This is a genomic window from Sediminibacillus dalangtanensis (assembly GCF_017792025.1).
In the GTDB taxonomy this organism is placed as follows: domain Bacteria; phylum Bacillota; class Bacilli; order Bacillales; family Amphibacillaceae; genus Sediminibacillus; species Sediminibacillus dalangtanensis.
The window spans coordinates 3062011-3082956 of sequence record NZ_CP046956.1; the positions used below are offsets into that span (position 1 = coordinate 3062011).

Annotated in this window: 21 protein-coding genes; all 21 read right to left on the reverse strand. The window is 42.1% G+C overall.

Translation table 11 applies throughout. The features are described from left to right. Nucleotides 1–8 precede the first annotated feature (8 nt). Nucleotides 9–992, reverse strand: a complete 984-nt coding sequence (locus tag ERJ70_RS15275) for an ABC transporter permease (RefSeq protein WP_209365659.1) — start codon at nt 990–992, stop codon at nt 9–11. A 4-nt stretch (nt 993–996) separates the two neighbouring features. Then, nucleotides 997–2553 carry a sugar ABC transporter ATP-binding protein gene (locus ERJ70_RS15280; protein WP_209365660.1) on the reverse strand — a complete coding sequence of 519 codons (1557 nt, stop codon included), beginning with the start codon at nt 2551–2553 and terminating at the stop codon, nt 997–999. A 15-nt stretch (nt 2554–2568) separates the two neighbouring features. Beyond that, a complete protein-coding gene (gene rbsK, locus ERJ70_RS15285) occupies nt 2569–3519 on the reverse strand; it encodes a ribokinase (protein ID WP_209365661.1) in 951 nt (316 codons plus the stop codon). Between the two features lie 26 nt (nt 3520–3545). Beyond that, nucleotides 3546–4235, reverse strand: coding sequence for a ribulose-phosphate 3-epimerase (gene rpe, locus ERJ70_RS15290; protein WP_209365662.1), 690 nt, complete (start codon nt 4233–4235; stop codon nt 3546–3548). A gap of 242 nt (nt 4236–4477) precedes the next feature. Then, a complete protein-coding gene (locus ERJ70_RS15295) occupies nt 4478–5281 on the reverse strand; it encodes a DeoR/GlpR family DNA-binding transcription regulator (protein ID WP_245208021.1) in 804 nt (267 codons plus the stop codon). Between the two features lie 412 nt (nt 5282–5693). Continuing rightward, complete coding sequence (locus ERJ70_RS15300; protein WP_209369424.1) at nt 5694–6560, reverse strand: MurR/RpiR family transcriptional regulator; 867 nt, start codon at nt 6558–6560, stop codon at nt 5694–5696. Nucleotides 6561–6605: 45 nt separating this feature from the next. Beyond that, nucleotides 6606–7436, reverse strand: coding sequence for a carbohydrate ABC transporter permease (locus tag ERJ70_RS15305; protein ID WP_209365663.1), 831 nt, complete (start codon nt 7434–7436; stop codon nt 6606–6608). Nucleotides 7437–7495: 59 nt separating this feature from the next. Further along, nucleotides 7496–8389, reverse strand: coding sequence for a carbohydrate ABC transporter permease (locus tag ERJ70_RS15310; protein ID WP_153463066.1), 894 nt, complete (start codon nt 8387–8389; stop codon nt 7496–7498). 192 nt (nt 8390–8581) lie between these two features. Next, nucleotides 8582–9964 (reverse strand): ABC transporter substrate-binding protein, encoded by a 1383-nt coding sequence (locus ERJ70_RS15315; RefSeq protein ID WP_374099732.1) that lies wholly within the window; start codon nt 9962–9964, stop codon nt 8582–8584. Between the two features lie 81 nt (nt 9965–10045). Further along, entirely contained in the window at nt 10046–10963 is a 918-nt protein-coding gene (gene murQ, locus ERJ70_RS15320) for an N-acetylmuramic acid 6-phosphate etherase (RefSeq protein WP_209365664.1), read from the reverse strand. Between the two features lie 12 nt (nt 10964–10975). Beyond that, a complete protein-coding gene (locus ERJ70_RS15325) occupies nt 10976–11935 on the reverse strand; it encodes an N-acetylglucosamine kinase (protein ID WP_209365665.1) in 960 nt (319 codons plus the stop codon). Between the two features lie 186 nt (nt 11936–12121). Continuing rightward, entirely contained in the window at nt 12122–13300 is a 1179-nt protein-coding gene (locus ERJ70_RS15330; RefSeq protein WP_209365666.1) for a thiolase family protein, read from the reverse strand. 179 nt (nt 13301–13479) lie between these two features. After that, nucleotides 13480–13794 (reverse strand): YolC/YozM family protein, encoded by a 315-nt coding sequence (locus ERJ70_RS15335; protein WP_209365667.1) that lies wholly within the window; start codon nt 13792–13794, stop codon nt 13480–13482. A 272-nt stretch (nt 13795–14066) separates the two neighbouring features. Then, nucleotides 14067–14240: a hypothetical protein gene (locus ERJ70_RS15340; RefSeq protein WP_209365668.1), complete on the reverse strand. Its 174-nt coding sequence runs from the start codon at nt 14238–14240 to the stop codon at nt 14067–14069. A gap of 861 nt (nt 14241–15101) precedes the next feature. Further along, a complete protein-coding gene (locus tag ERJ70_RS15345; protein ID WP_245208022.1) occupies nt 15102–15320 on the reverse strand; it encodes a hypothetical protein in 219 nt (72 codons plus the stop codon). A 97-nt stretch (nt 15321–15417) separates the two neighbouring features. Next, nucleotides 15418–15936 carry a hypothetical protein gene (locus ERJ70_RS15350; protein ID WP_209365669.1) on the reverse strand — a complete coding sequence of 173 codons (519 nt, stop codon included), beginning with the start codon at nt 15934–15936 and terminating at the stop codon, nt 15418–15420. A gap of 504 nt (nt 15937–16440) precedes the next feature. Continuing rightward, nucleotides 16441–16908: a DUF600 domain-containing protein gene (locus ERJ70_RS15355; RefSeq protein ID WP_209365670.1), complete on the reverse strand. Its 468-nt coding sequence runs from the start codon at nt 16906–16908 to the stop codon at nt 16441–16443. Nucleotides 16909–16918: 10 nt separating this feature from the next. Continuing rightward, nucleotides 16919–17770: a DNA/RNA non-specific endonuclease gene (locus tag ERJ70_RS20050; RefSeq protein ID WP_245208023.1), complete on the reverse strand. Its 852-nt coding sequence runs from the start codon at nt 17768–17770 to the stop codon at nt 16919–16921. Continuing rightward, nucleotides 17718–18653, reverse strand: coding sequence for a phosphoserine aminotransferase (locus ERJ70_RS15365; protein WP_209365671.1), 936 nt, complete (start codon nt 18651–18653; stop codon nt 17718–17720). Before ERJ70_RS15365 ends, ERJ70_RS20050 begins: the two co-directional genes overlap by 53 nt. A gap of 81 nt (nt 18654–18734) precedes the next feature. Then, on the reverse strand, nt 18735–18986 hold the full coding sequence (locus ERJ70_RS15370) for a hypothetical protein (protein WP_209365672.1): 252 nt from the start codon (nt 18984–18986) through the stop codon (nt 18735–18737). A gap of 10 nt (nt 18987–18996) precedes the next feature. Next, a complete protein-coding gene (locus ERJ70_RS15375) occupies nt 18997–20946 on the reverse strand; it encodes a hypothetical protein (RefSeq protein WP_209365673.1) in 1950 nt (649 codons plus the stop codon).

Consider the following 20946-nt stretch of genomic DNA (forward strand, 5'->3'; position numbering starts at 1 on the left):
TGGACCTCCTATGCCTCGACTTCTATTTTTGCTAGTTTATCCTGAGATCTCTTGTAGCTTATGTGATCATAAGAAACAGCTATAACGATAATTGCGCCAGTAACTACGTTTTGCCAATAGGTATCAATTCTTGCCAATATCATGCCATTTTGCATTATAGCCAGTAACAATACACCCAACAGAGTCCCATGAACCGAACCTCTACCGCCATGAATATTCGCTCCGCCTAATACTACTGCAGCAATTACAGTCAGCTCCAGTCCCAGCATGCCGTTAGGATCTACAGCTTTTGTATAAGCTGTTTGTGCAATTGCTGCGATGCCGGCCAAGACGCCCATATACGCGAAAACAAATAGCTTTACTTTTTTGTAATCAATTCCAACTCTAACGGACGATTGTGTATTTCCACCTATAGCTAACACAGACCTGCCAATTAATGTGTGCTTCAAAATGTACCAGGTTCCAATCGCTACTATTGCAAGTAAATAAATTAAGATTGGTATTGCTAACAATTCATAGTTGGCAAATACCATAAAAGACTTCGGGAAGCTCGTGCTATTAATATAGTTGCCATTGGTGATATATAAAACTATTCCTGCAATGATATTCAAGGTTCCGAGTGTCACAACGATTGCCGGTATCTCGATGATAGATACGAGTAAACCATTGACTAATCCCATAACCAAACCAATTACAGGTGCTATCAGGAACAATAGTAGAACAGAAATCCAGCTATCCGGCAGATAAGTAAACAGATAGCCAATTGAGACCGCAACCGCAGTAGTCACTGCTGCCACAGATACGTCGATATCACTGGTAATGATGATTAACGTCATTCCTATTGCCAATATCCCGAGAACTACATTTCCTTCGATTATGTCCAGGAAATTTCCTATCGTTAAAAATACCGGGCTGACAAAGGATAGAACGGCTCCTATTAAAAGGATTATTGCTAAGATACTTATTTCCTTTTGTTTCAGCAATTCTTTCATCGTTTCATACCCCCTGGCTTACCTGATTTGGTTCATTTAACACTTCAGATGACTCATCCTTTTTCCCCGAATTCAATGCATAACTCATGATTTTTTCCTGGGTTGCCTCTTTGATACCTAATTCACCGGATATCCTTCCATGTCTCATCACTAAAACTCTGTCACTGACTGCTAAAATTTCCGGAAGTTCGGAGGATATCATGATGACGCCAATTCCGTCGTTTGCCAATCTTCTAAGTAATTTATGGATTTCCGTTTTTGCTCCAATATCTATACCATTTGTCGGCTCATCAATAATTAGTATTTTAGGTTGTGCGGAAAGCCACTTACCAATTACTACTTTTTGTTGGTTTCCACCAGAGAGCTTCGAGGCCGGTAAATCAGGAAGCGCAGGACGGACATCCAGTGACTTAATGTATTGTTCAGCCAGTTGAACTTCAGATTTCCTGTCTATCAACTTCAGCTTATTTCTCATTCTATTAAGGATAGGCAGCGAAATATTGTTGATTATAGACTGTTCTAACACTAATCCTTGAGTTTGCCGGGCTTCAGGTATGTAGGCCACACCTTTCTTAACAGCATCTGCTGATGAACGGATTTGCACATCATTTCCGTATATCTTCAGTTCACCGCTATCCGGTTTGTTTACTCCAAAAATGGCTTGAGCTAATTCAGTCCGACCCGAACCTACCAACCCGGTAATCCCCAGAACTTCTCCTTTTTTCAGGGAAAAGGAGATGTCTTTAAAATTTCCTTGTTTAGAAAAGTTGTTAACTTGGAATATTATTTCCCCTGTTTCAACTTCCTTTTCATTCTTTTCATAAGAAACATCTCTTCCTACCATTAGATTGATCAACTTAGCCTCATCTATCTCTTCTGTTTGATAGGAACCTACATACTTGCCATCCCGTAAAACAGTAAATCGATCTGAAACTCTAAATAATTCTTTCAGCTTATGGCTGATAAAGATAATAGAAATCCCTCTGCTGCTTAGCTTATCCACAACCTTATACAGCTTCTCTACTTCACTGGACGATAAGGCAGAAGTAGGCTCGTCCATGACAATTAACTTTGCTTCAAAAGCCAATGCTCTCGCTATTTCCACAAGCTGTTGTTGTGCAATACTTAAACGCTCTACAGTAGTATTCGGATCAATATCTACCTCCAGCTCTTCAAGTGCTCTTTCCGCTGTTTTTTTGATGTTTTTCCAGTTTATCTTTTTCCATGGTTTTTTATTGCTGTCCTGGCCAATATAAATGTTTTCTGCTACTGAAAGGTTAGGAAAAAGGCTTAAATCCTGATAAATTATCGAAACACCTTTTAAAGTTGCATCAATCGGCTTGTTAATCTTCGCTTCTTCTCCTTCGAAGTAAAATTTCGCCCCTGGATCCGGTTTATGAATACCTGCCAAAATTTTGATTAAGGTTGATTTCCCTGCGCCATTTTCCCCAATTAAAGCATGGACCTCTCCTTTCTTTACTTCCAGTTCAACATTATCAAGTGCTTTTACTCCGGGGAATGTCTTGCTAATGTTTTTCATTTGTAAAATATAATCACTCAACTTGACTACCTCCTTTTAGAACGTTTTCTCTTCCAGCCCGTAATAGGTCAGGCCTCGCTCCTTACAAAAAGCATCTACTTCTTCAAGTGTTGGAATTCCTGATTGTGCGCCTAGCTTCGTAACTTTCAAAGCCCCTACAATGGAGGCGAATTTAGCTGCTTCTATAAGGTCATATCCGTCAGAAATCGCACATGCCAGTGCACCAGCAAACGAATCGCCCGCGCCTACAGTATCTAGCGGGGTCACCGGTATGGATGGCAGGTGCTCCCACTCTCCGTTTTGGTAGACAACGCATCCTTTATCTGCCATCTTTAAAATCGAATTTCTGACACCCATTTTTTCAAAAGTTCTTCCAGCGTCAACGGCAGTTTCAATATCAATAACATCGATTCCAATCATATGCTTGGTCTCTTGTCTATTCGGCGTAATGACATCAGCATAATCCAAGGCTTTAACCGTAATCCCTTCAGCAGGAGCAGGATCTAAAATTACATACATCCCTCTTTTCTTAGCGAGCTCCATCGCCCTAATTACAGTTTCCTGTGGTACCTCCATTTGTACTAGCAACACTTCACTATGTGTCATCTTCGCGAATGCGCTTTCAATATCTTCCGGAAGTAAATCGTCATTAGCACTTTTTAATACGAGCATGGTATTTTCAGCTGTCTGGTCTATCGTTATGATTGCTGTGCCAGTTGCAAGGACTTGGGATCGTTTTATAAACTCAGTGTTGACTTTTCGTTCTTTTAAGGTATCCACTAATTTATCCCCATGAAAATCATTGCCTACAGCACCAATTATGCTTACTTGTTTTCCCAATTTAGCAACAGAGGTGGCTTGGTTTGCCCCTTTTCCCCCAGATAGATAATCTATTTTTTTTCCGAAAATAGTTTCCCCTCTAGAAGGATAGCGGTCTGTTTGAGCAACTATATCAATGTTGATGCTTCCAACCACGGTTATGCTCATCTGATATCATCTCTTTCTATGTTAAGTTAGGAATTGGCCAGATTCTTTTCCTCAAAGTCTTGCAAAAATCTTTGTAAATTCGCTGTTGCATGCTCAAGGGTCTCATTTTTTATAAATAAGCAGGATGTACCGCATACTAGCATTTCTGCTCCTCTTTCCAACACTTCTGGAATAATTTCATAGCTGATATTTCCATCCACTTGGATATCAATATTTCTGCCGCTTTCTCTTATCAACTCGTTTAGCATGGAAATTTTTTTTAATGTCATTGGAATGAACTTTTGACCAGCGAAACCCGGATTCACTGTCATAACCACGATATAATCGACTGTATCCCAGACATACTCCAAACAATTAAGCGGAGTAGCAGGGTTTAAGGCTACTCCTGCCTTTAAACCTCGATTTTTGATTTTTTGAAGCGTACGCTGTAAATGTATCGTAGCCTCTGCATGAACAGAAACCATATCGCAACCAGCATCGGCAAATAAATCTATGTATCTTTCAGGTTCCTCAATCATTAAATGGGCATCAAATAACTTATTAGTATGAGGTCTTAAGTTATCTATCATATCTGGTCCCATAGTGAAGTTAGGAACAAATAATCCATCCATAATATCAAAGTGAAAAAAATCTACAGGCGCTTGATCAAGTCTTTTAACTGTATCTTGGAGTGTGCCCATATCCGCACACATTAATGAAGGACCTATAGCTGCCATTTTATTCCCTCCTGAACGATCATGAACATGTCGTTGATTGAATTTTTAAATAATTGTAATCGCATTCATTAACCCGGAAAATTTTTTAACTGTTTTTTATTTAGTTGATTGCATCAATTATAACAAGCGAGGTTTTGTTTTTCAACATTTTTTGTGGATTATTTAATGATTATTTTTGATTTTCAACATTATCGGAGGTTGAAATGTTGTTAAACCAAAATTAGATAAAAAAAAGAGAAAAGCTAATCGCTTTTCTCTCCAACTATTCCGGTTACTCCCAGATTATTTAATTCTCTTATGGTATTTATCGGTACTTTATTATCTGTAATTAAGTAATCAGCCTCTGTTATATCACATAAACGAAACAGGGATTTTTCTCCGAATTTACTATAATCAGCTAATAAAAATAGCTTCTCTGAGATGGATATCAGCTGCTTTTTCACAAGAGCCTGGTCTTCATGGATCTCACTGACGCCTCTTTTGAAATCCACTCCTAAACACGAAAAAAAGAATTTATCAACATGATAATCCTGAATTACTCTTTCAGCAAAATTACCTACCAACGACATGGAACTTTCCGCAAGATAACCACCAATAAGAATTACTCTTATATCACTTTCTTGTGCAAATTCCAAAGAAACGCCGATCGAATTAGTTATTACCGTCAGACTTTTTCCTTTAATATACTTGGTCATAATTAATGTCGTTGTACTAGCGTCCATGGCTATAATATCCCCATCTTCTACATAAGAAGCCGCCTTAGCCGCTATCATTTCTTTTTCCTCAATATTTTTAGCTCTTCGCTTTGGAATCGGTATTTCCGACTTTTGTTCTATTCTAACTGCTCCCCCATGAATCCGGTTTAACAATCCCTGTGCTTCTAACTTTTCAAAGTCACGTCTAATTGTTTCCTCACTGACATTAAATTGTTTACTCAAATCGGCAACTCTTAATGAGCCGCTTTTATCTACCATTTCAGTGATTTTTTGTTGCCTTTCATTAAAAAAGGACAACTTTTCTTTCATATCTTCTGTATAATCAAACATTTTACCCAACCTTTAGTTTGTATTTTATTAATAATCCCAACTAAATTATATCTAAAAACAACAAAAAATCAACAATACAGCGTTGTTTATCGTGGGTTATCTTGTGGTTTTTAAAATCACTTGTTCAGCTGCTTCAAATAGAAGGATGTGTGTAATGTGAAGAAAGAGAATGAAAATTAGCAATGCAAATAGCCAACCGATTCCACAGGTACCATTTTCAACATTTCGCGAAGCCTCCTCCCACATCGAAGTAAGCGTTTCAATGTCTAGTGTAAGCATAACAGATATTATACTCCGCATGAATAAATTAGTTTATAAGATTGAAACCATGTTCCATATTACCGATAATCCACGCAATTCAAAAAAGCCCTTCACATGAAGGGCTTTTTTTCTTACAGAAGAGGAAGAGTAGCTAATACTGTTTCAAAAAATTCATCGCTGTACTGATCTCCTGAAAGTAATCCGCCGCTTTGTCATATTGATCCGTTACCACACTGACGAACAAGATATCGATCATATGAAGCTGGGCCAAGCGTGAAGAAGTCGCACCGCTGCGAAACGGGGCCGGGACCTCCCTTGATGCTGAAATGTACAAATTGATGTCCGCGTGCTCTGCAACCGGTGAGCTTCCATACCTGGTCAAACTGATGGTGACAGCTCCCTTTTGCTTGGCTAGTTCCATCATTTTCGCTGTTTCCATGGTTTCTCCGGAAAAAGAAATACCAAATACTACATCGTTTTGATTCACATTGGCAATGTACATGGCCGCATTATGGATATCGGTAAAAGCCGAGGTGGCTTTGTTCATACGCAAAAACTTTTGCTGGGCGTCCTGCGCGATGATTCCCGAGGCGCCGACACCGAAAAAATGTATTTTCCCGGCATTCTTCAAGGCTGTTACCGCTTTTTCCAATGTTTCGTAGTTGACGAATTCCGTCGTTTCTTTGATGGCCTGCAGACTATTGTTGGTCACTTTGTCGACGATCGATTCCGGAGACTCTCCGGGATGGATATCCCTGTACTGAATATCAGGCGATTTCTGCAAGTCGCCGGTAATCCGAAGCTTCAGTTCCTGAAATCCCTTTAAACCGAGGGATTTACAGAGACGGATGACGGCAGCACTGCTGGTGGAGCTCCTCTCTCCCAGTTCTGCCGCTGTACAGTGAATCGCTTCATGTGGTTGTTCTAAAATGAAAACTGCTATTTTCCGTTCCGATGGAGGCAGCTTGTGCTTCACTTCATTCAGCATCGCCAGCCCTCCAGATAAGGACGTCAGCATATTTTTTTCTTTCACCATTCTCATCCTTTTTGTGTACCGGTTTCGTTACCCCTTGATTGCGCCTTCTGTCATGCCTTTTGAAATCCGGCGTTGGAAAATCGCATATAACACAATCACCGGGATAATTGCGATGGCAAGACTGGCGAACAGTGTGCCCCAGGCATTGGTGTACTCCGCTTCATTGCTGATATAATCGATTGCCAGAGCCAGGGTATAGTTCTCCTCGCTTTGCAGGAATATCAACGCCATGAAATACTCATTCCAAAATTGAATGGCATTCATGATGGTCACGGTGATAATTCCCGTCATCGAAAGAGGGGTAATGATTTTCCATAGTACACCATAAGGGGACAGTCCGTCCATTGCCGCAGATTCTTCCAGTGCTTTGGGAATAGTCCCCATAAAACTGGTAAGGACAAAGATACTGAACGGAAGCTGACTGACAGCATACACAATCGACAACCCGAAAATATTATCCAGCAAATTCAACTGCATCAACAAGAAAAACAATGGAATCCAACCTAACACAGTCGGAATCATCATGGCCGAAATATACAGCGTGAATAAAAAACGATTCCCTTTGAAAACAATCCGTTCCAGCGCGTATGCAGTGGGAATCGCCATGATAAGCGTCAACAAAGCGCCAACTACGGTGACAATCAAACTATTGAACACACTCGTATCGATGTTGTATTCATTCCATGCCTGGGAAAAGTTTTGAAAGTTGAATACGTGAGGAAGCCCCCAAGGGTTGGCATAAATTTCTGCATTCGATTTAAATGCCCCGATGAACATCCAAAGTATCGGATAAATGACTGCAATCGCCCATAAAATAAGCGGCAGTCGGATCACGATTCGCGATAATAACTTCTTCAAAGGTTCTCTCTCCTTTTCTCGTAATAATCCGAAAGCTTCCTGTCAGAAACTCTGTTGGGTTAGTACTCTACTTTTTCTCTTCTCATGAAAAACTGCATGATCAACACGGTGATCAAGGAGAGGATTAAAATCATGACGCCGATGGTTGCACCATAACCGAAATTATATTGCTGGAAGGCCTGTTGATATAGGTAAGACCCCATCACATGCGTCGAATTATTCGGACCTCCACCCGTCATTACCTGAACGATGATAAACGAACCGTTCAAAGTCGTAATGACTATGTACAGAATCGAAATTTTAATTTGCGGCCAGATCAACGGCAATGTCACTTTCCAAAATTGCTGCCATTCCGTAGCACCGTCGATTTCAGCTGCTTCATAATAGCTTTTCGAGACATTGGAGATACCGCCCATGAGCATCAGCATAAACAAGCCTATCCCTGCCCAGACCGATGGCAGCACCAGACTCGGCAAGGCCCAGTCTTCACTTCCAAGCCATGGCCGTGTCCAGCTGTCCAGTCCGACCAATTCCAGACCGGAATTGATCAGGCCCAAGCTTGGGTTGTAGATAAACGACCAGAGAATACCGATGACGACGACTGACATGATATTCGGAAAGAAAAAGACAATCCGGTAGAAAGGTGCTTCTTTAATCCGCAGCTGTGTCAGTGCGACTGCAAAAAAAGTGGCCAAAATCATGATGCCGAACACCTTCGTGACGACTAAAAAGTAATCATGGAAAATCGTGCGCGGAATGATGGAATCGTTGAACAGCTTGACATAGTTGCTCAGCCCAGTGAACTCTGCTGCCGAGGAGGAGCCGGACCAGGAAAACAGTGAATAATAAAGGCCATTAAACAATGGATATAACGTAAAAATGGAAAACATGATCATAGTAGGTACTAGACAAAAAGCCAGGAACAGGTACTTCTGTTTTTTTGATTGAACCATGGTATCACCCTTTTCAGCTTTGTAGATTTTTTCTCCGGAGCACTCCCATTTATCATCCATTCTTATCATTATTATTTGGCGGAGCCTTGCCAGCTCCATGATATGACCCCTCAATCAGGCCATCATAAAAGAAAATTGGAATGCAAAGACTCATACTTTGCCTTTACATTCCAATCATTTCAATTACTTAGGTTATTCGCCACGATACTCGGCTGCTGCCGCTTCCGCTTCTTCAACGAATTCTTCCGCTGTGATGTTCCCAAGCATCAGTGATGTCAACGCATCTCCAATCGGTGTTTCCAAGTCTGCGCTCATTGGATGGGGCTTGTTATAAATTTGCACCTGCTCAGGATCGTTGATCATTTCGTTTGCTTCCATCAAGTATGGTGGAACATTGTCATTGCCGGTCAAATCAACATCGGTCATGTTCATGATCGCACCGGTATGCTCGGAGAACAACGTTGCATATTCGCGATTGTAGACAAACTCAACAAACGCTTTTGCTGCTTCAGGATTCTCTGCCTTTTCAGCGATTGCCAGCGGACGCAAATCCGGAACGATGGCAAAAGGATCCCCTGCATCTTGCATAGGAGATGGAATAAACCCGAATTCGAAACCTTCCGGTACATCATTTTCCATCTCATTCGGCAGCCAGAAGCCTACCGGAATGAATGCATTATCATGAAGTAAAAAGTTCATTTGCGATTGGGTATGGTTCAACGCACCGAAACCTGGATCGATGTAACCCGCTTCTTGCATCTTTTCTACTTTTTTCATGACTTCCAACACCGGTTCACTAGTCCAGGCGCCTTCCTCCCCGTCGATCACGCTGGCAAGCAGTTCTTCACCGCCCGCAGCTGCGAATGCCGGATAAAGCATGCCGCGCAAGAAGTAGTATGGATATTGACCAGTCGTCACAAATGGCGCGATGCCTTCCTTGTCATTGATCGTTGCCATGGAATCCATGAAGCTGTCGAAGTTTTCCGGTACTTCAAATCCTTCTTCTTCGAACCATGCCCGATCATACCATGTTCCCCACGTATCGAATACAAGTGGCAAGCTGTAGATGTCGCCGTCATAATCGGCCGGCTCGACAATCAGGTTGTCTAGCAGCGGTGAACCGTCTACTTCGATTTCGTTCACCCAATCTGTAAGATTCATCAGCTGCCCATCTTCTACCATCTGTGTTTCACTGGACCCAGCACCGTCGATATAGACAACATCCGGTGGATCGTCCGATACCCAGCGTGAACGCATCTCTTCGTTGATGTTCGGTCCGGCGTGCTCGGTAATCGTCACATCCGGATACTCTTCCTGAAAGTCCCCAATAACCTCTTTCCACCAGGAATCACCATACCCGCCGACAAAGTATTGAATCTCCAGTTCGCCGGAGATTTCTCCACTGCTGTCGCCATTGTCTTCTCCGCCGTCGGAAGTGTCACCCGTATCCTCCGACTGTCCGCCTTCTGCTTCATCGCCGCCACTGGCACCAGGCGCACAGCCTGCCAGCATCAATCCTAGAATCAGAATGGCAGCCCATAATAACCCAACAGGACCTTTCCTCCACTTTTCCAAACAAAATCCCCCTTTGTGAAAAATTGATTTATGAGAAACACATCCATAGCCTGCTGGCTACAGACGTCGTTTCAACCCCTTTTACGCTTGCGTGTAATGCTTGTTTGCGTAATCGATCGCTTCTCTGACATACCCCTTGCTTTTTTGAATAGCCTGTTTGGCTTCCTCGTATGTAACCTTGGCCTCCACCATCACAATGGCCGGCTTCACCTGTTTGTTTGCTGCTTCCAGGGTCTCTTCTGCTGCTTGATACGATATATCGGTCAGTTCCATAATGATCCGCTTTGCCCGTTCCATCAGTTTATAGTTGCTGGCATGGACATCGACCATCAAATTTTCCTGCACCTTGCCGAGCTTGATCATGGCCGTGGTGCTAATCATATTGAGAACCATTTTGTGTGCAGTACCTGCTTTCAGCCTGGTAGAACCGGTGAGCACTTCCGGACCGACTACTACCTCGATGCTGCAGTCTGCATGGCTGCTGATGACAGCCTGCTCGTTACAGGATAGTGCGACCGTGTAGGCGCCGACTTCCCTTGCATACTTCAACGCCCCAATCGGATATGGCGTTCGACCGCTTGCAGTGATGCCGATTACCACATCCTCAGCGGACAGATTTCGGGCTCGCAAGTCCTCTGTACCCTGCTGTTCATTGTCCTCGGAGCCTTCCAGCGCTTTGCTGACAGCCTGGCTCCCTCCTGCCATCACGGTTTGAACCATTTCCGGCGGTGTCATAAAGGTGGGCGGACATTCAGAAGCATCGAGAAAACCAAGCCTGCCGCTCGTACCAGCACCACAATAAAACAGGCGTCCGCCTTTTGAGAATGCCTGATAAATATGCTCGATGGCCACCTCGATATCCGGCAGGACATGTTCGACTGCTTCAGCAACCTTTTTATCTTCTTGATTGATGGTTTGCAGGATTTCGATTGTCGACATTTGATCCAGCTTCATGCTGTTTTTATTCCGCTGTTCTGTTACTAAGCTTGCCAACTCCATTTATTCGTCCCCCTATTGTTTAGATGGGTGCGCCAGCTCTTCGGCGACAAGCGCCGCTCCATATGCCGGACTTTGATATGCTTCCTGATAGACTCCTAGATTCCGCTTCCTCAGTCCGTTGATAAAGGTATCCTTCACTAGTTTAGAATACGAAATAATTGATCCAGCAGCGGTCACAACCGTTTGTTCAGTAAACTCCGGGTTTTTCCGGAACAAGCTTTCGACATGTGTAAGCAGCTCTTCCGCCGCCTGGCATAGAATGTTTTCAGCAGCCTCGTCGTGGTGTTCAGCCGCCTCTATGACTTGTCTTGCCAAACTTGCAATCTCCCGTTTTTCTGGTCGTTCGCCATATATGTATGCGATGAGATCTTCTGCTTTTTCCAGCTGAAGCCGTTTTAGAATCAAGCTGGTCAGCATCGTAGCCTTGTCTCTGCCATCACATGCCCGTGTCATATAATTTAGAGCCTTCATCCCGATAAAATAACCGCTACCTTCATCTCCGAGTATATGCCCCCAGCCTCCGCTTTTCGTCAGCTTTCCGGAGCTCGTCAAAGCAAGGGCATTGGACCCTGTGCCCGATATGACGAGAATTCCCTCATCCGTCCCCGGCTGAAGTGCTCCCCTCAGGGCGATATAGGAATCCGAACAGACACTTAATTCGCAATATTCGGAAACTTTAAGTGAATCCAATTCATATGATATTAATTTCTGCATCCTTTGTTCCTCGGAATTTCTCCCGACCCCGGCGAGACCGCAACAAACAGCTGCAACTTCTTCTGTGTTCACATTTACCGCTTCGAGTCCACCTCTGATAAGCTCACCGATCCTGGCAGCAGCCGTTTCAAATCCAACCACATGCGGGTTCGTACCCGGGCCTTGAAATCTCGCAATCTCTTGTTGCTTGCCCCCTACTTTTTTTACCAAGCAGGTGGTTTTTGTTCCTCCACCATCTATTCCAATAACAAAAGGCATAGGAATCCTCCATGATTAAGTTGCTTTCATTATATAAGTGCTGAATTTTTTTGTCAATATTTTATTTAAATAGTGTTATATTATTTCAAAACAGGACTTCTGGTGGGAAATATATGCTTTTGCAACATGGCAACTAAAAAGACACAAGCCTTTTTTCCTAAGCTTGTGTCCAATGAGCATAGTCTGTTAGAACCTTTCCACGATCATGGCGGCTGCAGGACCACCGCCGGCACATAAGGTCGCGCAGCCTCTCTTCAACTGACGGTGTTCCATAACGGTCAACAGCGACACAAGTAATCGCACTCCGGTACATCCTACTGGGTGTCCAAGTGAAATGCCGGAACCGTGTACGTTCACCTTATCGAGATTCAATTTAAGCTCGCGATTGACTGCCAAAAATTGTGCGGCAAAGGCTTCGTTGATTTCCCAATTGTCGATGGCTTCCTGACCGACACCAGCAAGTTTCAATACTTTTTCCACGGCAGGAACGACGCCGATTCCCATCACTTTGGGATTGACAGCCGCTGAAGCGGAAGCTGTGATTTTTGCCATAGGCTGCAAACCAAGCTGCTCTGCTTTTGTTTTACTCATCACAATGACGGCCGCCGCACCATCGTTCAAGCTGGAAGCATTGCCGGCTGTCACGGTTCCATCAGACTTGAAGGCAGGCTTCAGCTCCGCAAGCCGCTCCAAACTGGTTTCCGGATTCGGATGTTCATCTTTTACTGCTTGCTCGATTCCCTTTTTTGTTTTTATTTCCAAGGGGATGATTTCATCGGTGAAACGTCCTGCAGATGCAGCCTGGCAGGCTCGCTCGTGGCTTTGCAGCGCAAATGCATCCTGCTCTTCCCGACTGATATCGTACTCCTGCGCTAAATTTTCCGCTGTAATTCCCATATGATACCCGTTAAACGCATCAATCAGTGCATCATGCAGCAACCCGTCGACAATCTTGCCGCCCCCTAATTTGTATCCACTTCGCGCTCCTTGGATTAAATGCGGAACATTGGTCATGCTTTCGTACCCGACAACCGCTCCGACTTCCATTTTCCCTAGCATAATGTTTTGCGCCATCATCTCGACCGCCCGCAATGAAGACGGACATTGCTGATTGATTGTCAACGCCACGGTTTCATCGCTACAATCTGCCGCAAGGGCAATTTGCCTGGCCGTATTTCCCTTACAGCCTGCTTGATAGACTTGTCCTCCAATTACTTCTTCGATCAGTCCGGCTTCTATCCCCCCAGCAGAGATTGCCCCCTTCAGTGCAGCCGTTCCCAGTTCCACTGCCGAATAATCCTTCAACATACCGCAAAAGTCACCGATAGGCGTCCGTTTCGCACTGACGATTACCGCTTCCTCCATACCACCACATCCTTTTATTAGTGAAATGCCGTTTCAGCTGTCTGTTATTCCATTATAAGTAATCGCTTACATTAATGGCAATAGGATGGAGGAGAGAATTTGTTGAAGTACTTCTTACTGAAAACAAAACACCTGCTACTTCCAGCAGGCGCAATATTTTTATATCAATCGATAGTTTTTCAACCTTGAAGGTGAGCTTTCTCCTCGCTTTTATAAACAATGTGAGGAGCATATTTACCAGCCAAATCATTTTCTTCAAGCCTTTTTTCCATCTCTTGTCTGAATTCTTCTTTGTCTTCTTGATCAGCAATTTTGAAATAAATTTGGGAATCTTCTGGAAGTACCATATAAGCAAGAACGTCATATCGATTCCAAGCTGCATCCAATACATCGTCCAATCGTTCTTCCTCGCTTTTTGGTGAATTATCGACATTTAATGATATCAGCAGGAAGAAAAGAGAAACAGATATTAGAGCGAAAAATACTTTTTTCACTTTAACCCTCCTTTCTACTCACCGGCTTAAGTTTATCTTCCTTATTAAAATTGAAGCTGTCAAAACGGTATTTGCAGTAGAGGATGACCAGCTGCTCTGGCAGGACGAATAACATGGAGTAAAATAAAGCTATACCTATTAGTATAATTCCTATGGATTCTGAATCCATATAATAAAAGTTTTCTATGATGAATCGAATAATTAAATAGGCTCCCACACTTCCAAAAATTATAAGAGGAATAAATGATTTTATATTATCCTCTATTACAAACCTATTTATATGGGTAAGAAGAAAATTCCTTCACATAATATTCCAACCACAAAAAGAAAGATTGGAGAGCAACGCCCGCTAACAGCAAGCCGCCAATACCGCCCGGACTATGTCTTCCCGATACTAGTGGGTTTCTAAAAACAAGAAAATCTTCTTCTGAAAACTTATTTAACATACGGAGTTCCCCCAAAATACATTACCGCTTCCCTCGACACGGAGTAAATTTAATTAATGATGCTTTACTTAACAATGTTTCCGTTTCCAGTTATGACAAAGCCACTAACCGTATTCCAATAATTATAGCTGTCGGATCTTGCTTTGATTTCTCTCTTAAATTAACAAGTATTAGGAGTTTAACTCATAAAGAACGGAAAGTTAGACTAAGGAAACTTCTTAGACCTGCATACAGAGAAGGTTACTATAAATAAGGAAGAACACTAATTGTATAAACAGGAATGAACCAGACTGCAAATACGATCAGTGCGCCCCTCCCTTTGGCCACTTATAACATTTTCTATATCAGACAAATTCTCCACTAATCATTTTACCCTTTTATGTAATATTTTTCTATATGTGGTGTGTGATTAGGTGAAAGACCAAGAAACTCAAGCCTAAAAAAACAACAGTTTGTTAATCATACTGTTGTTCAAAAGTCAAATGTCTAATTATAATTTTTTCAGCTTATCCAGTCGACTTGTTTAGAGCATGGTTATTTGGACAATTTTTTATTACTTTCTCAAAGCGTTGAAGCTTTCCGGCAAAATGTATTTCACTTAAAATGCAAAGATACAAATATAAGCAAATAAAACATGGGTATCTAACTTTTTATCATATTTATATGGTTTTCCTTCCTTTCTCTAAACAAATAAAGACACTCATTTTTAAAGTCTTCGTTAATTCTTCATCCCATTTTTTCAAACATAGGTATATAATAGTTATCTAGATAAATTAAATAAATACGAACACTATTACTAATCCCTACTTATCTACATATGTCTTCCGCCATTTGAATTTGAATATTCATGGTGAATCTGCATCAATTCATAGAAATAGTCAAAAGCTTCATTTTCATTTTCCAACACCTTAATAATAACGGAGCCTCCACGCTCCCGTGTTTCGAATATTTTCCATACACCTCATCTAACACACAGCCTAAAACTAGTGGTTCATCCGTAATCCTGTCTAATACTAATTGATATTCACCTATATCCAGTTTTTCCTGCTCAATTCTTTTAATAAATTCTGTTCTATTCATTATTTCTCCTTCTTTTGTTAATAACCTTAGGATAGAAAGGTATTTATATCCTTTTCGGAAAAGTCATCTCCCAGACCTTCCATTTCTAACATTTTGCTTACTTCTTGTTCAAAAAGTAAAGCATAAATACTTTCTTAAAGGTTAGAAATATTGCTATTTGGTAATTTATGGGAATAGTAAAATGTACCCTGCTCCCCTTTCTATCAATGAAGGAAACAACATAGTTTGTACCATCCCCGCTTGATAACTGTATTGCCCTATGTTTACTATCTTGTCGCTGATCTCTATGGAAAAGTGAAGAAGAAATACCCAACATAGACATCGCTTTCCCTAATCCATTCTCATCAAAAGAAGGCCCCCCTATATCCAACTCACCATGCTTCAACATAAAAGGGCGTATTCTTTCTGAAAAATAAAAAGCCGATAATCTATCACAGAAAAAGTACTTCGCACCTTCAGTTTCTGTTTTGAATTCTTTTCTTTGTTTCATATATGGATTATTCTGATTTTCCATCATAATTAATCCATATCTCCATAATCCATCTACCTCTTCCAAGCAATAGTAGTTATCGTGAGGAGGAACTAGCTCTTTAATATAATTGTTCGTGTACTCCATGGATTTACCGACCTTACACAAAAGCTTGGATACCTGGCAGATATTCACTTAAACCACATTCCTTTTGTAGATTCTCAAACATACATTATATAGTCACCATATATCTTTATTAAATATTTTAACAATAAATTTAATCACCTGTTATAGGTAAACAGAGATTATTATGTAAGTTTTTCATTTTTTCCGCTAAGTCCGTTATGCATGCTTATTACTAATTCATAAAGAAAATCAAACGCTTGATCTTCACTAATTGCTTCTTTCACTATATAGCGACTATTCTTATTCCGTTCCTCCCAGTATTAAAACGATATTCCATGATGGTACTACCTTCATGAGGTATGAATTTCAATAAAGCATCACTTAATGAGGAAAAGTTTCTAATAAAAAAACAAAAACACCTGTTGCCTGATAAGGCAATCAAGTGCTTGTAGTCAATTTTGTAACACAGTCTTAAACATTACTAAACTTGTACCATAAATTAGTTTTTTAATTAAACATTCCACTTCAGTAATTTCCATTTTTTACTTCCTCAAACCATAAATTAAAAACATCATCTGGTAAAAGCTCTTCATCATTTGAATAAACTAAATCATATCTATATTTTCCTTTTAAGCTATTCTGCTTTACATTGTAATACAATTTCATTTCTGTTGGCATATCTTTATTGAACTCTTCACATTTTTTATGAATAAGCTTTAAATTTTGATTACCTATTCTTAATGCAGCCTTCTGTCTTTCTCTCGAAACATCATAAACTTGATTAAGTCGACTATCCAACTCTTTTGTGGCCTCGTTTAACTGATTTTTGTGAACGACCTTTCCATTAATTTTATAGAAAAAATCAAAAACATACATTTTGGGTTCATATGAACAATAAATAAAAATTTCATCTGCTTTATTATCAACATACTCTAAACATATAGCCACCATGTCTGTTTGTAATTCTGAAAAATAATCCTCAAACTCCTTCACATAATCACCCCTAGTTCTCTAAACTTACGAACCTCATACGACCATCTATTTCATATTCTATATCAAAGCTGCTCGGTCTTAAACTATTTCCTTCGTAATTAACCTTAACATTAACAGAAACTTCTTTTCCTTCTTCTATTGCTTTAGCCCATTGATTTTCTAACTTTTTGTATTTACTTAAGTTAACACTACTTGATTGAGATACAAGATTATCTAAATCTGGAGAGCCCCCAAACCTATCACCAGCTAAATGTCCAGCATGATCACCAGTTTCTTTCCCTGGTGTGTTTGATTTATGGGGTAATCTGCTATCTCTTTCTGTTAATTTTAAATCATCTGCATTAAACTCTTTGAGTCTTCCCATATTATCCGTCTCATATAAATACTCATATTCTCCTGCTTTATACTTAACATTCGGTTTTAAAGCACCATCCGTACTCATATGACTTCCGTCTCTAATAATACCATCAGGGATCTTACCTGTTTTATTAACCCTACCCTTAACACCTGAACTAACACTAGCCCCGTCTGCCTTAGTCAACGTATCCTTTATCTTGTTCTCAAAGAAGCGGGTATTTTCGGCAGGAATATGTACGTTGCCCAATTCATTCATGGAAACTACTCGCCGTGGCGAAGCAATATTTATCGCAGAAGTGACCATACTGTCTGCCGCTTTTCCTGCGGATATCGCATCACGGATGGCCCGATCTTTCACGGCTGCTCCGGCGCTTTTCAGCCTTGCAGTCGATTGCCTTCCTGCCGTGGTGACCATATCCCCTACATGCCTCAGTTCCTGCTGCATGCCAGTTTTAACGCCCGCTTTTAGGCCGAATTGACCTAGGTTTGCTGCCTGATCGGCCATGCGAACCCCACTGCTGAATTTTTTTGATTCCGGACACTCCCGGGACGATATCCAGAGGACTCAGGGCTCCTCGAAGCCACCGTTCCCCGGTATTCAATTCCCTTCCGGAGGCCCAATCTTTTCCGGTGACGGCCGTTCCCAGCTCCATTGTACCATATGCCGCCCCTACTGTAAGCGCTAAAGGGAACCCGACCGGCGGCACGACTACAGCTAGAACGGTAGCGCCGACAACGGCTGCCAACGCGCCGATATTGGCCCAAAACTCCTTGCTATGTTGCTGATCCTTGATGGACTCATATTCAAAGGCGTTCATGTTGACCGCGGCCATGCGGTATTCTTCCTGCGTGAACTCCTGGTCGGGATGCTGCGCTTTCCACATGTCGTATTCCAGCTGCAGCTGTTCCGCATAGAAGTTATCGCCGCTGAATAAATCATCCAGACTGACTTCTGTCTTCGGTACTTCCCGGGTTTCCTGCATGCCGTAACGCTGGTAGATCACTTGCTGTTCCGTCGCATCTATCCGGTTTTTCGTTGTATAGTTGGAAATAGTCGCATCCCGCATGGAGGATACAAATTTATCGATGTCTTCATGAAAAGGATCATCGATGGTGCGGTCTACTATATCCCCGACCTTTCCGGCAAAATGATGAAGAACTTTGAAATCCTCAAACAACGATTTATATTTTCCTTCCCGGTCGATGTGGGAAAAAGAAATGACGCCATCCCGGTCATATTTGGCAATATCCGATTCTGCGTCCTCCAGGTTTTCCGTTATGTGCCTTAAGTCATCAATCATGCCTTTTCCATAGCGACCAAGACCGATCAGATCACCCAACCCTTCCTTCATCTTTTTCCAGTGCGCCGGGATGTACTTTACATCCATTTATCAGACCTCCAATAACCCGTTTCGTAATTCGTCACTGATTTAAGACATCTCTCAAGGGCTAAACATTTTCTATTACCACTAATTGTTTGTTCTATTATGTTGACTCAACACAATCTGATAAAAGTAATCAAAGGCATCATTTTCATTATCTAACTCTTTTATAATGAAGTGCCCCCCTCGTTCTCTTGTTTCATAGACTTTCCATACGCCTTGGTCGTATGCACACCCCAATACAAGAGGGGCATCCGATATCTTGTCGAGTATCATCATGTATTCACCAATATTTAGGCTTTCAGCTTCAAATTTCTTTATGAATTCTTGTTTTGTCATTTTAAACCTCCTAATAATTAGGTATAACCCCGATCATTTCCAGTGTTTCAGCATTTAATGGGGTTACTATTTGTTCAGCTCCCCCGTTCATTAACTGCTCTCCTGTAGAGTTACTAGTCCATGGAGCAGCAGTACCTTTCAGTCCGTATGTGGCATCTACCTTGCCAACAGTTTCTCCAATCCTTACTTGGAAGTCATTATACATAGCCCTAATCCTATCGAAATCTATTTCGGAGATTTGCTCTTTTCCATTTGCCACTGCAATTTTATTTAACTCTTCAAGGCTCTCAGTCTTAATTGCATCAATCGCCTCAAAATAAGATTCATTATCAAATGTACCAACGTGTCTTGCCGAAGGGTTCTCTAAGTAGGGAATAGCACGTTCATCATAGGTATATAGTACGCCGTTATAAGGCAGTGTAGTGAAATTCTCTCCGCCTTTTCCACCTACTCTGTCCCAATACTCTGGCAAAGGGTTACTTCTGCTAACAGACTGAATGGATTCCTCTGCAAAACCCATTTTATCTGGCCAATCTATATTCATTCTGCCTTCTACAAACCCATTGTCCTTCAGGAATTTTAAGTCAGAGACGACAGTTACATCGCCTTTTACTTCTAATGCAGCATATGCTTCATGAATCATCTCAAACTTTTCTTCAATCGTTAAATCTTCTCGTCTACCAATCTTATTAATATGGTCGAAATATTCTCCAGCATTTTTAAATTTCAAATTACTAGAAGTACCACTGCCAACTCCCATTCCCTCTGTCTTACTCAGCGTATCTTTCACTTTATTCTCAAAGAAGTGGGTGTTTTCGGCAGGCATATGGACCTTGCCCAATTCATCCATGGCGACTACATTTCGGGTAGAGGTGATATTTTTGGCAGAGGTGACCATGCTGTCTGCTGCTTTGCCCGCGGAAATGGCATCCCGTATGGCACGGTCTTTCATTGCGGCTCCGGCACTTTTCAGCCTTGCTGTCGATTGTCTTCCTGCCGTGGTGATCATATCTCCTACATGCTTCAGTTCCCGCTGCACACTGGTTTTGATTCCCGATCTCAGTCCAAATTGGCCCATATCTGCAGCCTGGTTGGCTACACGGACACCTCCGCTGAACTTCTTCAGACCGGCAACGCCAGGAACAATGTCCAGCGGACTTAAAGCTCCTCGCAGCCACCGTTCGCCTGTGCCAAGCTCTCTTCCAGATATCCAGTCCTCCCCGGATATCGCAGATTTTAACTCTAGGCTTCCATAGGCAGCGCCGAGTGCCAGGCCGGCAGGCGGACAAATGACGGCAGCACCGACTATTACAACAAGGGCTCCCAGATTCACCCAAAATTCCTTGCTATGTTGCTGGTCCTTGATGGACTCATATTCAAAGGCGTTCATGTTGACCGCGGCCATGCGGTATTCTTCCTGCGTGAACTCCTGGTCGGGATGCTGCGCTTTCCACATGTCGTATTCCAGCTGCAGCTGTTCCGCATAGAAGTTATCGCCGCTGAGCAGGTCATCCAGACTGACTTCCGCCTTCGGCACTTCCCGGGTTTCCTGCATGCCGTAACGCTGGTAGATCACTTGTTGTTCCGTCGCATCTATCCGGTTTTTCGTTGTATAGTTGGAAATGGTGGCATCCCGCATGGTTGTTACAAACGCATCGATGTCCTCATGAAAAGGGGCATCAATGGTGCGGTCTACAATATCTCCGACCTTTCCCGAAAAATCATGCAATACTTTAAAATCTTCGAATAAGGATTGGTACTTTCCTTCCCGGTCGATATGGGAAAAAGAAATGACGCCATCCCGGTCATATTTGGCGATATCCGATTCTGCGTCTTCCAAGTTTTCCGTTATATCCTTTAAATCATCGATCATGCCTTTTCCCCAGCGACCAAGCCCAATCAGGTCGCCGAGACCGTCCTTCATTCTATCCCAGTCTGCCGGGATGTACTTTACATCCAT

Excerpts from the sequence above, each read along its gene's own strand:
- ERJ70_RS15275 (WP_209365659.1), bottom strand. The coding sequence starts at position 992 with ATGAAAGAATTGCTGAAACAAAAGGAAATAAGTATCTTAGCAATAATC.
- rbsK (WP_209365661.1), bottom strand. The coding sequence starts at position 3,519 with ATGAGCATAACCGTGGTTGGAAGCATCAACATTGATATAGTTGCTCAA.
- rpe (WP_209365662.1), bottom strand. The coding sequence starts at position 4,235 with ATGGCAGCTATAGGTCCTTCATTAATGTGTGCGGATATGGGCACACTC.
- ERJ70_RS15295 (WP_245208021.1), bottom strand. The coding sequence starts at position 5,281 with ATGTTTGATTATACAGAAGATATGAAAGAAAAGTTGTCCTTTTTTAAT.
- ERJ70_RS15300 (WP_209369424.1), bottom strand. The coding sequence starts at position 6,560 with ATGCTGACGTCCTTATCTGGAGGGCTGGCGATGCTGAATGAAGTGAAG.
- ERJ70_RS15310 (WP_153463066.1), bottom strand. The coding sequence starts at position 8,389 with ATGGTTCAATCAAAAAAACAGAAGTACCTGTTCCTGGCTTTTTGTCTA.
- murQ (WP_209365664.1), bottom strand. The coding sequence starts at position 10,963 with ATGGAGTTGGCAAGCTTAGTAACAGAACAGCGGAATAAAAACAGCATG.
- ERJ70_RS15325 (WP_209365665.1), bottom strand. The coding sequence starts at position 11,935 with ATGCCTTTTGTTATTGGAATAGATGGTGGAGGAACAAAAACCACCTGC.
- ERJ70_RS15330 (WP_209365666.1), bottom strand. The coding sequence starts at position 13,300 with ATGGAGGAAGCGGTAATCGTCAGTGCGAAACGGACGCCTATCGGTGAC.
- ERJ70_RS15340 (WP_209365668.1), bottom strand. The coding sequence starts at position 14,240 with ATGTTAAATAAGTTTTCAGAAGAAGATTTTCTTGTTTTTAGAAACCCA.
- ERJ70_RS15345 (WP_245208022.1), bottom strand. The coding sequence starts at position 15,320 with ATGAATAGAACAGAATTTATTAAAAGAATTGAGCAGGAAAAACTGGAT.
- ERJ70_RS15350 (WP_209365669.1), bottom strand. The coding sequence starts at position 15,936 with ATGGAGTACACGAACAATTATATTAAAGAGCTAGTTCCTCCTCACGAT.
- ERJ70_RS20050 (WP_245208023.1), bottom strand. The coding sequence starts at position 17,770 with ATGGCCGATCAGGCAGCAAACCTAGGTCAATTCGGCCTAAAAGCGGGC.
- ERJ70_RS15365 (WP_209365671.1), bottom strand. The coding sequence starts at position 18,653 with ATGGATGTAAAGTACATCCCGGCGCACTGGAAAAAGATGAAGGAAGGG.
- ERJ70_RS15370 (WP_209365672.1), bottom strand. The coding sequence starts at position 18,986 with ATGACAAAACAAGAATTCATAAAGAAATTTGAAGCTGAAAGCCTAAAT.
- ERJ70_RS15375 (WP_209365673.1), bottom strand. The coding sequence starts at position 20,946 with ATGGATGTAAAGTACATCCCGGCAGACTGGGATAGAATGAAGGACGGT.